The 11620-nt window shown below is 62.7% G+C and carries 9 protein-coding genes and 3 pseudogenes; 6 read left to right on the forward strand and 6 right to left on the reverse strand.

Annotated elements, in window-relative coordinates; genetic code table 11:
* The first annotated feature begins 185 nt into the window (after nt 1–185).
* Nucleotides 186–1097, forward strand: coding sequence for an MBL fold metallo-hydrolase (locus JQC81_RS25085; RefSeq protein ID WP_203274528.1), 912 nt, complete (start codon nt 186–188; stop codon nt 1095–1097).
* Between the two features lie 300 nt (nt 1098–1397).
* On the opposite strand, the gene JQC81_RS25090 is transcribed toward JQC81_RS25085, so the two are convergent.
* The gene (locus tag JQC81_RS25090; protein WP_203274529.1) at nt 1398–1880 is read right to left on the reverse strand and encodes a cupin domain-containing protein; all 483 of its coding nucleotides are present in this window, start codon (nt 1878–1880) and stop codon (nt 1398–1400) included.
* Nucleotides 1881–2092: 212 nt separating this feature from the next.
* Here JQC81_RS25090 and JQC81_RS25095 point away from each other — a divergent pair, with 212 nt between their 5' ends.
* Entirely contained in the window at nt 2093–2839 is a 747-nt protein-coding gene (locus tag JQC81_RS25095; RefSeq protein WP_203274530.1) for a hypothetical protein, read from the forward strand.
* An 8-nt stretch (nt 2840–2847) separates the two neighbouring features.
* Here the strand turns inward: JQC81_RS25095 and JQC81_RS25100 are convergent, their stop codons facing one another.
* Together JQC81_RS25100 and JQC81_RS25105 are read right to left on the reverse strand one after the other, a co-directional pair.
* A complete protein-coding gene (locus JQC81_RS25100; protein WP_203274531.1) occupies nt 2848–3681 on the reverse strand; it encodes an alpha/beta fold hydrolase in 834 nt (277 codons plus the stop codon).
* A gap of 71 nt (nt 3682–3752) precedes the next feature.
* Nucleotides 3753–5251 (reverse strand): annotated as a pseudogene (locus JQC81_RS25105) (methyl-accepting chemotaxis protein).
* Between the two features lie 692 nt (nt 5252–5943).
* Between JQC81_RS25105 and JQC81_RS25110 the strand changes: the two are divergent.
* The 3 genes and pseudogenes from JQC81_RS25110 to JQC81_RS25115 form a co-directional block, all read left to right on the forward strand.
* Nucleotides 5944–7320 carry a T6SS phospholipase effector Tle1-like catalytic domain-containing protein gene (locus JQC81_RS25110; protein ID WP_203274532.1) on the forward strand — a complete coding sequence of 459 codons (1377 nt, stop codon included), beginning with the start codon at nt 5944–5946 and terminating at the stop codon, nt 7318–7320.
* 484 nt (nt 7321–7804) lie between these two features.
* A pseudogene (locus tag JQC81_RS33445) lies at nt 7805–8113 on the forward strand (winged helix-turn-helix domain-containing protein); the annotation flags it as partial.
* A 27-nt stretch (nt 8114–8140) separates the two neighbouring features.
* Nucleotides 8141–8476: pseudogene (locus JQC81_RS25115) on the forward strand (CobW C-terminal domain-containing protein); the annotation flags it as partial.
* 194 nt (nt 8477–8670) lie between these two features.
* Here the strand turns inward: JQC81_RS25115 and JQC81_RS25120 are convergent.
* The 3 genes from JQC81_RS25120 to JQC81_RS25130 form a co-directional block, all read right to left on the reverse strand.
* Nucleotides 8671–9369 carry an NAD-dependent deacylase gene (locus JQC81_RS25120; RefSeq protein WP_203274533.1) on the reverse strand — a complete coding sequence of 233 codons (699 nt, stop codon included), beginning with the start codon at nt 9367–9369 and terminating at the stop codon, nt 8671–8673.
* A 67-nt stretch (nt 9370–9436) separates the two neighbouring features.
* Nucleotides 9437–9886: a GNAT family N-acetyltransferase gene (locus tag JQC81_RS25125; RefSeq protein WP_203274534.1), complete on the reverse strand. Its 450-nt coding sequence runs from the start codon at nt 9884–9886 to the stop codon at nt 9437–9439.
* 346 nt (nt 9887–10232) lie between these two features.
* Nucleotides 10233–10442, reverse strand: coding sequence for a cold-shock protein (locus tag JQC81_RS25130; protein WP_203274535.1), 210 nt, complete (start codon nt 10440–10442; stop codon nt 10233–10235).
* A gap of 192 nt (nt 10443–10634) precedes the next feature.
* Here JQC81_RS25130 and JQC81_RS25135 point away from each other — a divergent pair, with 192 nt between their 5' ends.
* Nucleotides 10635–11333 (forward strand): CYTH domain-containing protein, encoded by a 699-nt coding sequence (locus tag JQC81_RS25135; RefSeq protein ID WP_203274536.1) that lies wholly within the window; start codon nt 10635–10637, stop codon nt 11331–11333.
* Nucleotides 11334–11620 lie beyond the last annotated feature (287 nt).

The raw sequence follows: 11620 nt of genomic DNA on the forward strand, positions 1-11620 counted from the left end.
AGGAAGCGATACTCATAACTGTGGCTGATTGAACGGCATTTTGGTTAAGATCAGGATAACCCGTAGTCGGCGTCGGCGCCTTGCCGCGGCAATGATCGCAGGTCACTCTCCGAACGGCCGTTCCTCACCGCGACTGTCGCGGCCCAAGTCGCTTCACATGCAAGATGTTGAGAGGAGTTGCCGCTATGACAGCTGAGATTGCGCCCTCCCTGCACGGCCGCTCTATCGTAACGGGGTTCTATGAGAAGCGTACCGGGAGTGTGCAGTACGTCGTCGCGGATCCGGACACGAAACGCTGCGCCATCATTGATCCGGTGCTCGATTTCGAGGCGAAGTCCGGTGCGACGACGACATCATCCGCGGATGAACTCCTCGCCTATATCGAGCAGCAGGGCTACAGGCCTGAATGGATCCTCGACACCCATCCGCATGCCGATCACTTCTCCGCCGCAGGCTATCGAAAGGACAGGACTGGCGCACCGACCGCGATCGGCGAGAAGGTGGTGGAGGTCCAGAAGCTCTGGAAGGCATTCTACAACTGGCCCGACAGTTTCCCCACGGACGGTTCGCAATGGGACCGGCTGTTCCCCGACCGGGAGAGGTTCAAGATCGGAAACCTGGACGTGGAGGTGATGTTCTGTCCCGGCCACACGCTCTGCTCGATTACTTATCTGGTGGGCGATGCCGCGTTCATTCACGACACGCTCTTCATGCCCGACAGCGGGACGGCCCGGGCCGACTTTCCCGGCGGCTCGGCCAAGGCGCTGTGGCACAGCATCCAGCGCATCATGGCGCTTCCCGACGACACGCGTCTCTTCACGGGCCATGACTACATGCCTGGCGGCCGTGCTGCGCAACGGGAGAGCACAGTGGACCAGCAGCGCCGGGAGAACAGCCATCTCCTGAAGGCTGCCACTGAGGAGGAGTTCGTGGCCCTGCGTGAAGGACGCGACCGCGAGCTGCCGATGCCGAAGCTTATCCTGAGCGCGTTGCAGGTAAACATCCGCGGCGGTCGTCTGCCGGAGCCGGAGAGCAACGGCAGACGCTATCTCAAGATCCCGCTCGATGCCCTTCCGAACGCCCCTTGGGGTGATTGAGCTTGATGACAAATTCCGAGTTTTCACCCCTTGCGGACGCCAACTCAATCCCCATATCAGGCTGACCCAGCGGACATTGTTGTGGACTTCGAAACGCGGCGGGCGTCACCGCCCGCTTCGATGAGGCCGTGTCAGGACGGATGTAATCCGGCATGGCCTGTTCCTGCGCTCGCCTGACGATGCGAGTGCCCGTCTGGACCCGATCAGCCCAGGCCCGTAGCAGGCGAGGCGAGAGATGCGAAGGCATCCCGCTCGTTCGCCCCGGAGCCTGGGCTTTTTCATGCCTGCCGTCGGCAACCTCTACTGCGACTTGCGCGGATCGTCCGCCGGATTGACATAGGCGATGCCCCAGGGGCCGCGCGTGCTCAGCTGCACCACGGTTTCCTGGTTGATCTGCACGTAGTGCTGGGTGCCCGGCGCCATGGCGATCACGCCGCCGGCCGCGATAGGCTTCATCTGCGCGGGATCGACGTTGGTTCCCATGCCGATATTGAACTCGCCGCTGATGACGGTGACCACTTCATCGACCGGATGGGTGTGAGCCGGGATCTTGTAGTTGGCCGGGAGCTTCAGCCGCATCACGAACACGCCGTCCTTCGCAGGATCCCCGTAGAGAACCGACATCTGCGCGCCTTTGGGCAGGGACGGAGGTCCATCCTTCCAGGCGACGTCACCGGGATTGGCCATGACATGTTGATGCTGGTGCTGCTGCGCGGTGGCAGGTGTGAGAACGAAGAGAACAGCCGAAGCGCAAATGGCTGCTTTGAGGGATAAAAGTTGCATCGCGACCTCCCGAATAGGGTGATGTGGCGGACGCATACACAGCGGTCAGGAAGGAAAATCTGCCGCTCGCGAAAGGCTCTGCCTCTTGAGATCGGTTGTCAAGAATATGCGCCGCGGCTCCGCAATCGGCGGCATCTTCGCACGGGCAGTTCACCTCGACGAGCCTTGCAGCTACAGACGTGCAAGCGATTCCCACGAGGCTGCCCATTCAAATGTCCACCTGGCGAGACGAGAAGAACCAGAAGGCCCGTGCGCGGCTCGAGAAGCGCCTCTCGGCTCTCTTCCCGCCCTGTGTGCTCGCCCATGCGCTGCGGCAGCCGCTGATCCCCCCGACCCAGCGCCGGGCGGTGGAATCCTACTGGCGGCACCGGCCGCTCCTGGCCGACCGGCTAGCGCGGGCGCTTGCAGCCAGGACCGGACAGCCCGCCGGCTGGCAGTGGAGGCTCGGATCCGACAAGGAGACCGGCCTGCCGCTCACGTTCCGCATGCCGCCGGCGCCCTACCGGGAGGCGGCCTACGCCCGCGGGCCTGGGCATTGCTGCGTGTGCGGGCAGCCGGTGTATCGGCTCGGATGGCACAGCGATCTCTGGGATGACGGCAAGCCGAACCGGAACGCCACTTGGCACGCAGCCTGTGTGGTGGCCTGGCAGCTCTGGACGGCTCCGCCCGACCACCTGAAGGCCTTAAAGCTGCGCCAGAAGCGCAAATGCGCCACCACCGGCCGCCGCCTGCTCAAGACCGCCGAGGTGGACCATCGCGTTCCGCTTTTCGCCGTCTGGTCCGATCACCGCACGAAGCCCTGGCCGGATCTGCTGGCATTCTGGGGTGCGCCCAATCTCCAGGTGATCAACAAGGGAGCGCACCTGGAGAAATGCGCCGACGAGGCGGCCGAGCGGGCGACTCGCCGATCCGCTCTCGTGTCCGAACCTGGGAGCGGAGCCGGGGAGAGCGGGTTGTAAAGATCGCCTCACGATGGGGTGGAGGCCCGGCTGGCGAACGGCGAACCTCGAAGAAAGTCGAGCAGATCGAACACGAAATCCTCCGGCGCCTCCCAGTGCGGATCATGCCCTAAATCGGGGCTGAGCTTGAGTTTCGCGCCAGGGAGGCGGGAGGCGAGTTGCTGCTGCTCGGCCTGCGAGAAGACGCTGTCCCGTTCTCCTCCGAGGATCAGCACGGGACAGCGGATGCGAGCGAGATCCGCCGCGGGATCGGCTCTGAGGAGGCCTGACAGCGCGGCCTTCCATATGCGCGCCGGAAGCTTCAGACTTTCGGCCACGATCCGCTCGAAGAATTCCGCAGGCACGGGACGGCAGATCGTGCTGGCCTGAAAGGCGCGGACGAAATCCTCCCCGACCGGATCCGCCAGCGCCTCGACCTCGCGCATCAGATCCTGCGTGACCTCGTTCTGTGCCGTCACGGCCGAGCCGACGAGGACCAGATGCTCGACACGCTCGGCGTGCCGGGCAGCAATCGAGCGGGCAACGAAGCTCCCCATCGAATGGCCCACCACGACGGCCCTTTCGATGTCGAGACGATCCAGGAGGCGCAGAGCATCCCCGGCGAAATCGGCCGGCGCGTAGCTTCCATCGGGCCGGTCGGATTCCCCATGCCCGCGCTGGTCAGGCACGATCACGTGCCAATCCTTCGGGAGCAGCGGGAGGATGCGGCTGTAGGAGAACCAGGAGTCGGAATAGCCGTGCAGCATCAGCACGGCAGGGCCGTTCCGCAGACCCTGTTCGGCCACGTGCAGCCCAAGGCCGGATGGAAGACGATGCTTCGCGAAGCGCAGCTCGTTCGACATGCGTCAATTGTACCGCCGAAGCGGCCGGCACGGCAATGGCGATGCCAGCCTTGAGGAGCCCGTGCCGTGTTTCACCGGGCGAGGACGACCGCGGCCTCCTTCGTGGTGCTGACGGCTTGCGACACGCGGCCGACCGCCGATGAGATCGCCCCGATGTTGTTGGAGATGCGCGCCACGGAGTGAGCGGCGCCCTGCATGTTCGACGACATCTCCTGCGTCACCGCGCTCTGCTGCTCCACCGCTGTTGCCACGCTGATCACGTGGTCGCGCATGGTCTCCACCGACCCTGGATCTTCGCCAACGCCTCGACGACGCCGCTGGACACGTTCTGAACCGCGTCGATCTCCGTGGTGATCTGCTCGGTGGCGCGGGCCGCCTGAGCGGCCAGGTTCTTGACCTCCGTCGCCACGACGGCGAAGCCCCGGCCGGCTTCACCCGCGCGGGCCGCCTCGATGGTGGCGTTGAGGGCCAGCAGGTTGATCTGCCCGGCGATGTTCTGGATCAGGCCCACGATGCCGCCCATGGCCGCGGTGGCGGCCGACAGCTTGTCGGTGAACTCGCTCGCGCTCCTGGCCTCGTTGAAGGCCGTCTCGGTGGCCGCCCGGGAGTTCGTCATGCTCTGGGAAATCTCGGCCACGGAGGCCGCCAGTTCCTCGGCCGCGGAGGCCATCATCTGCACGTTGCTGGATGTGCTGGTGACCGCTGCCGTGGCCTCCTGCGCCTCATGATCCGAATGGTCGAGAGCCGCATCGATGTCCCCGAAACTCCTGTCGATGATCTGGCGCAGGTGGCCCAGCAGGTTGACCTGCTGGGTTACGTCGGTGGCGAACTTGACGACCTTGTAAGGACATCCGCACGCATCGAGGATCGGGTTGTAGCTGGCCTCGATCCAGATCTCCCGGCCACCCTTGCCGAACCGCCGGTACTGGCCCGCCTGGTACTCGCCCGCTTTGAGCTTGCGCCAGAACTCCTGATACTCGCCGCCGCCGCGCAGGGCCGGATCGACGAACATGCTGTGATGCCGGCCTCTGATCTCGTCGAGCACGTAGCCCACGGCTGCGAGGAAGTTGTCGTTGGCTTCGAGAATGTTGCCGTCGAGATCGAAGGCGATCACGGCCTGCGACTTGCGGATCGCCTCCACCTGGCCCCTCATCTCCGCCTGCTCCTGCATCTGGCGGGTGATGTCCGTGGCGAACTTGACGATCTTGAATGGCTTTCCGTCCCGGCCGAGAAGCGGGTTGTAGCTCGCCTCGATCCAGATCTCGCGCCCGCCTTTACCGAAGCGCCTGTAGCGGGCGGCCTGATACTCGCCCTCGCGCCGGCTCCGCCAAAACGCGGCATATTCGGCGCTGGTGCGGAAATTGGAATCGACGAACAGGCCGTGATGCCTTCCCCGGATCTCGTCGAGTGTGTAGCCCACCGTGTCGAGGAAGTTGCGGTTGGCGTTCAGGATGTTGCCCTCAAGATCGAACTCGATGATGGCCTGCGATCGGTCGAGGGCGGCGAGTCTGGCTCCGACATCGGCGTTGGTCTGCGAGAAGAGAGAAAGCGTGAAACCTCGGCTTGACATTCGGAGCGGCTGAAACAGCTAAGTCCAATTGCACTTCTGACGAAGTGTCGCCGTATCACCATGAAAATTCAGTAAATACTTGGCTCCCTTACGTCATCGGCCAATCTTATCATTCGGCATCAGGAGTTCTTTGCTTGCAGCCAGCACCTCGTGGCCCGCAGCGTGATCTGCGAGCCTGAAGGTTGTCGAGGGGGGCGCGTGGGGCAGCCCGGTTCGATGGTGTGAGTGAATGGAAGAGCCAGACTGCCTCTTCGCGCACGGTTTGTATCAGCGGACCTGGTCAGAGCCAGGATCGGCACCCGCCATTCCAGGGGTGTGAACCCTGCGGCGGGACCGTGCCTGCTCCCACACTGGGACGCCTCGCGAGCGCGCCCCTTGAAAGGAACAAATCTACGCAACTTTATAGCCAAGGTTTGACGGGCTATCAAGAACAAAAATGGAACATTAGCTCGCCCTCTTACCGCGTTATGGCCGGGACAAGCCAATGGATGCTGCAGAGGCGGGCAGAGCTCATGACGGGTTACATTTCATGCACGAGAGGAAACACCAACCCGTCAGCGGTGATCCTGCGGTTGAACGGAGCGCACCCTTTGCGGCCGCAGCAAAAGCCAAGGGGATAAAAAACGGGCGGCTCTTGCCGGGCCGCGTCTTGCTTGGTTTAAATAATACAACCAACAGTAGAGGGTGGGCCGATGGCGGGCAAGAACATTCTCATTTTCTCCGATGGCACCGGCCAGGCTGGCGGGCTGCTGCCGGACGAGCGCCGTAGCAACATCTATAAGCTGTTCAGGGCCACGCGGATTGGGCCCGATTCCTCCATCGATCCTTCCGAACAACTGGCGTTTTACGATCCTGGTCTCGGCACGCAGGCGCTCGGGTCCACAACCCCGGTCCGCATTTGGCGATGGGTCTACAACAAGGTGAGCCAGGCGATGGGCCTGGGGCTGACCGCCAACATCATCGACTGCTACGCAGCCATCCTGACCCTGTGGGAGCCGGGGGATCGCATCTATCTGTTCGGCTTCAGCCGCGGTGCCTACACGGTGCGGTGTCTCGGTGCCGTGCTTGGCCTCTGCGGTGTGCCGACTACCATGAAGGACGGCACGCCCCTGCGGCGCGATCCGAAAAGCACGCGCGCCATTGCGGACGAGGCGGTCAAGACAATCTACCAGCACGTGAGTTCCCCGAAGGACGAGGCTTATCTCGATCAGAGGAGGGCCCTTGCCGCGCGCTTCCGGGCGCAGCACGGCTCGGATGCTGCCGGCAAGGCCAACGCCATTCCCTATTTCATCGGCGTGTTTGACACGGTCGCGGCCCTGGGCAGCTACGGCCTCATGGCGCTGCTGGGCCTTGGTGCCATTGCGGTCATGGCGGCGATTGCGGGGCTCCTGTCGCTGCTGGCCTCCACGTTCTGGGTCTGGTCCGGGCTCCTTGCGGCCGCAGCTTTATTTCTCGCCGTGGCGGGCTTTCTCAGAACTTACGTGAAATACGCCGTCGGTCTTGAGGGCTACACGTTCTGGGAGACGCTGCACGTCACCCATCTCAAGATGAAGTTCTACGACAACCAGCTCAATCCGGATGTGCTCTACGCCAAGCACGCCCTGTCCATCGATGAAAACAGGGCCGATTTCGCGCGCGTACCCTGGACCAACGAGGACATGGACAACGAGGGCGGGCGTTTCGAGCAGGTCTGGTTTGCGGGCAACCACTCGGATGTGGGCGGCAGCTATCCGGAGAACGAATCCCGCCTGTCCGACATCGCGCTGCAATGGATGGTTGAGGCCGCGCAGGCCGTGCCCCACGGCATCAGGATCGACCCCGATGTGCTCCAGCTCTACCCGTCCTCGGCCGGGCCGCAGCACGACGAATGCAAGACCGGCCGCTTCGGCCATTTCTGGGAGAAGGGGCGTCGGGATGTGCCCGAAGACGCGGTGCTCCATCCGTCCGTCAAGGAGCGGTTCGAACACGGCTTCGTGCTTCACTACGACGAGATGAAGCCGTACCGCCCGGAAAACCTGCGCCGCCACCAGGACGTGAGGCACTACTACGACCGCCCGGTCGCCGTGTAGCCTTCACTGGGTCATGGCCGCATGCATTGCGGCCATGACCCGGTGTGCAGGAAGTGCCATCCACCGCGCGGTCGGCGTCTCGCCCAGAAGATTCCGTTCTGGCCGCCCCCTGAGTGGCGAGGAGGGTCGCATCGGGTGAGGTAGGGCAGATCCCGAATCCCTTCTTCAGGACCGCCCGGCAGCAGCTCAGACCATAGGAGCAGAATCTTCGGAGCGCCGTCGAGTCGGAGTTGTGTTTCGCCCCCGAGGGTTCCGTTCATTCCATGGTCACCATGTTGTAACTTGTGCTCCTGACCCTCCTCAGCTTAGCCTTGCCGCTGCTGGGGAGATGCGGAAGACGGGGAAGCCCCACCATCACGGTTCTGAAGTGCGTCAGTGCAGACGGGATCAGGTCCCGGTCCGGCGACGAGCTTCGATGACGTAGCCGGACGGGGACAAGGAGGGAGCCTTGGGCCTCGGTAACGACACGCCTGAGTCGGGAGCGGTGCCTCCGGGTGCAGGGCAGCAGCCTTCGCCCCCTGCGCTGCCGTTCGCCGGGTTCGGGCCATTTCGATTGTTCCCCGCCGAACGGCGTCTGGTCAGGGACGGAGAAACAATTCCGCTGGGGGGCAGAGCCCTGGACATCCTCATCGTGCTGGTCGGCAATGCCGGGAGGGTGGTGACCCGGCAAGAGCTCATGGCTCAGGTCTGGCAGGAGGTCACGGTCGACGAGAGCAGCTTGCGGTCGCACATCGCTGCCCTCAGGAGGGCGCTCGGGGACGGGGCCGATGGCGTGCGTTACATCGTCAACGTCGCTGGCCATGGCCATAACCCGAGCCGCCACTGCGACGGCATCCATGCGTTCGCTCTGGTGTTCGACAAGCCGCTTGATTGGACGGCATTCGGCATTTGGCTGACCATGCTGCTCAATCGCCACGGGACAGCGGTCCTGCGCGTCAAGGGCATCCTCAACGTTGCGGGTTCGCCCGCGCCCGTGGCCGTCCATGGCGTGCAGCATTTGGTCCACCCTCCCGTGCACATGGCGGTATGGCCGGACGAGGACCGCCGCTCGCGCCTCGTCCTCATCGTCGACGGTCTCGATCGTGCTCTGATCGAACGTTCCCTGTCTGCCTTCCTGCAATCACATGGGTCGCTGGACGTGATGACGCGTGCATGACCGAAGCCGGTGTCCTGAAGAGCACCTGCGCGCGACTTCTCGACCTCATGCGCGGATGCTCGCATGGACACCTCCGCCGAACGTGAGTCAGAGCCGGACGATGCATCTCGTCCGGCTGTGCGCCAGCGTAATGGCTCTCGTATGTAGGCGAGCGTGGATCGGGGCCATAAACCCGTCTTGGCCCCTGCACTTACCTAAGATAGTACCTGCTCAACCCACGCTGGGACGGCCTCGCTCGCTGGACCATACCGTCCCTCATCGAACTGTCTGGCGTTGTCGGAGGGCTCCAGATTGATCTCACAGGTGCGGATGCCATGGCCCCGTGCCTCCGACACGAACCCGGCAGCCGGATAGACCGAGCCCGAGGTGCCGATGGCAACAAACAGGTCTGCCTCCAGGAGGGCATCATAGATTGCATTCATCTCCATAGGCATCTCGCCGAACCAGACCACGTGAGGTCTCAATTCTCCTGAACGGCGGCAGGACGGGCAGGGGACCTCGACGCTCAAATCCTCATGCCATGTCATCGTTCCACCGCAGGCGGTGCAACGGGCCTTGAGCAGTTCGCCGTGCATATGGAAGACCCGCTGCGAGCCCGCCCGCTCGTGAAGGTCGTCGATGTTCTGGGTACACAGAAACAGGCTACCGCCGCGCTCGGCTAGACCGCCCTCCAAGCGGGCAAGCGCCCGGTGAGCGGCGTTGGGCTCTGCTGACAGGAGGTTCTGGCGGCGCATGTTGTAGAAGGCATGCACCTCGTCCGGATTGTGAGCAAATGCCTCTGGCGTAGCGAGCTTCATCGGATCAAAGCGGGACCACAGCCCATCCTTGTCCCGGAAGGTGCCCAAGCCACTCTCGGCCGACACGCCAGCCCCCGTCAGCACGAAGATGTTCATGGCTCCTCCCAGGATCAGTGTAGCGTTGAACTTCGCTGCGTCGGGAGTCAGCATTCAAGAGGATTGGTCAGGCTGCCTTGTCGATCTCGCGACGCATCACGAACTTCGTTCTTGTTTCCTGTGCAATCGAGAACCCGTGCCGCTTGTAGAACCGAAAGGCAGGATTATTCTTCAAAACGAAGAGAGCCATGGTCCTCGCTGTCCCCCGAAGCCCCTCCATCAACCGCTGCATGACCCTTGAGCCAATCCCGCGCCGCTGATGAGCAGGGGAGATATATAGTTGCTTCAGGAAGATTTCGTCCCCAGTTAGGCGAAACTCCACCCAGCCGATGTCCTCTCCGCCACTGAGCGTGATGATCCTCGTATCGGCTGGACGCCAGAGGCTTGCAAACTGGGCCAGCTGGTCCTCCTCCCTCCACTCGCCCCAGGTCCCTGCGAGAGGTTTGATCGTCTCGACATAAAGACTGAGAGCAAAGGCGTAGTCGTCTGAACAGGCAGATCGCAGGTCGATAGTCATTGGTTGTTAGGAAATAGAAGGGTGGTCGTCTAGGGCTGCTGTCGCTTCTTGTTTGAAGGCATAGGTACTGCATCGGGCGGTCGATTTTATCAGGGCATCATCTCGATCAGGGGCACGCCCGCTTGCTCTATGGCCTGTATTGCCCTAACGCCAGCCCGTTGCGGGAGTTGTGGATGGGTGAGAGGCTTGAACGGCCTCTCCAGTCTCGCTGTCGGTCTCACGTTCATCGTGGCGACTTGGCATGATGAGGTCTCAGCCTGAGACTGCGGTCCCAGGAGGATCAACCAAGCCGCTCTGTCAGGAGCGGCTTGACGAGCCAGCACTAAGCTCCCCGACTATCCGCTGATTACGCTTTTTGCAGGTTGGTTGCAGACTCTTTGCCTGTGCGGCGGTCAGCCTCCACCTCGTAGGAGATCTTCTGACCTTCAGCGAGACCGCGCATGCCGGCTCGCTCAAGGGCTGTGGCATGAACGAAGACGTCCTTGCCTCCGCTGTCCGGCTGAATGAAGCCATAGCCCTTTGTCTCGTTGTACCACTTCACAGTACCAGTCGCCATTGCATGTTCCTTAAGTCTCGTCAGGTGCGCTTTCGCCAGGTTATCCTGCCGTGTCTGGCCACGGGGTCAAGTGTCGGGGTTAACTACGCGACCTTCTTGCAATTCAAGCTGCTTCCGCTCTTGAACCCTGCGCCCTAATTCCATGAGCAGGGTGCTAGGACCAATAAAGGCACCGGTGGGAGTACAAGCCTGATGAGCACGCATCGTCACTTTCTCATTGCTCCGTCTCTGGCTCGCCTGATCCAGAAGGAGAGGGGAGGTGAGCGGGTGCTGGAGGGCTACTTTCCCGACCAGCCGCAGCGCGGCATCTTTGTGCGGATCGAGGAGCCCCGGAGCAGCCTGATCCTTGAGGCCATGGAGGGTGAAGCGCCCAATGAGCAGGCCAGCGTGCCTCTGGCCCATGCCCAAGCCCTGCTGGCCGTCAGCCATGGCCAGGTGGAGTACGTGCGGACCAAGCTCTTCATCGGCTCACACGAGATCCAGACCCTTCATTTCGTCAGGCCCGGTCCTCTCGATCTGGTCGCGGTTGAGGTTGCGCCGGAGGGTGAGCCGGACTTGCCTCCGCTGCCCTGGTTTGGACCCGAGGTCAGCAAGGAGCCCACTTACCAGCGCCGGCGCCTGGCTCTCGATGGTGCTCCGGAGGCTCCGGAAGTGGATGTCACGAACGCCGCCCTCAACAGCCTGCTTGACCTGCTCGAGGACCGATTCACAACCTGGCCGGTTCAGGGGAAAGCCGGGGAGCCGGACGCACCTGCTGCTGATGTTTCTCTGGCCTTAGCCGCTCCTGTGCGAGCGCCGGACGCCGAGGCAGATGGGGAGATCGATGACCTCGGCATCGAGGATGCGGTCATTCGCGAACTGGCGCGGGCTCTGCAGCCGCGGCGGGGCTGATAGATTGTGATGCATCTGCTCGGATCGGGAACAGCCTAGTTCTTGTCACGGTCCTCCGCTCGAACCCTGAATTCTGATTAATCGGCCGTCTCGGTCGTGCTGCCGTAGTTATGGCGATAGTCTCACCAGGCAATCTTCACCAAAAAATCCAGTGCGATGCACGCGTAGTGGCAATCGTTCCGGAAATTGTTTCAGAGCCAAGTTGACCGTTAGATGCCGTAATGGGCCTGCCGCTCACGAGCTAGCGGAGCGGGGTGGCTGTCCCTCAAAGTGATGGTGTTGAAACG

It is taken from the genome of Microvirga arabica, from assembly GCF_016811235.1.
GTDB classification, from domain to species: domain Bacteria; phylum Pseudomonadota; class Alphaproteobacteria; order Rhizobiales; family Beijerinckiaceae; genus Microvirga; species Microvirga arabica.

Excerpts from the sequence above, each read along its gene's own strand:
- JQC81_RS25095 (WP_203274530.1), top strand. The coding sequence starts at position 2,093 with ATGTCCACCTGGCGAGACGAGAAGAACCAGAAGGCCCGTGCGCGGCTC.
- JQC81_RS25100 (WP_203274531.1), bottom strand. The coding sequence starts at position 3,681 with ATGTCGAACGAGCTGCGCTTCGCGAAGCATCGTCTTCCATCCGGCCTT.
- JQC81_RS25110 (WP_203274532.1), top strand. The coding sequence starts at position 5,944 with ATGGCGGGCAAGAACATTCTCATTTTCTCCGATGGCACCGGCCAGGCT.
- JQC81_RS25120 (WP_203274533.1), bottom strand. The coding sequence starts at position 9,369 with ATGAACATCTTCGTGCTGACGGGGGCTGGCGTGTCGGCCGAGAGTGGC.
- JQC81_RS25130 (WP_203274535.1), bottom strand. The coding sequence starts at position 10,442 with ATGGCGACTGGTACTGTGAAGTGGTACAACGAGACAAAGGGCTATGGC.
- JQC81_RS25135 (WP_203274536.1), top strand. The coding sequence starts at position 10,635 with ATGAGCACGCATCGTCACTTTCTCATTGCTCCGTCTCTGGCTCGCCTG.
- JQC81_RS25085 (WP_203274528.1), top strand. The coding sequence starts at position 186 with ATGACAGCTGAGATTGCGCCCTCCCTGCACGGCCGCTCTATCGTAACG.
- JQC81_RS25125 (WP_203274534.1), bottom strand. The coding sequence starts at position 9,886 with ATGACTATCGACCTGCGATCTGCCTGTTCAGACGACTACGCCTTTGCT.
- JQC81_RS25090 (WP_203274529.1), bottom strand. The coding sequence starts at position 1,880 with ATGCAACTTTTATCCCTCAAAGCAGCCATTTGCGCTTCGGCTGTTCTC.